1 protein-coding gene is annotated in these 300 nt (G+C 37.3%); it reads right to left on the reverse strand.

Annotation, left to right across the window (positions count from 1 at the left end; translation table 11 throughout):
* Window positions 1-300, reverse strand: a 300-nt coding sequence (rplN, locus tag FUA24_RS10720) for a 50S ribosomal protein L14 (RefSeq protein ID WP_148542185.1), incomplete at both ends; no start/stop codon positions are given.

The raw sequence follows: 300 nt of genomic DNA on the forward strand, positions 1-300 counted from the left end.
GAATTGCTTATCACGAAGTTCTCTTGCAACAGGACCAAATACACGTGTACCTCTCATTTCACCTTGTGGGTTTAATAAAACGCAAGCGTTATCGTCAAATCTAATATAAGATCCGTCTGGTCTTCTTACTTCCTTTACGGTACGAACAACTACTGCTGTAGAAACTGCTTTTTTCTTAACGTTTCCGTTAGGTGTAGCATCTTTTACAGATACAACTATTTTGTCTCCAACAGAAGCATATCTTCTTTTTGTACCTCCTAAAACACGAATTACTAAAACTTCTTTAGCTCCTGTGTTATC

It is taken from the genome of Seonamhaeicola marinus, assembly GCF_008085455.1.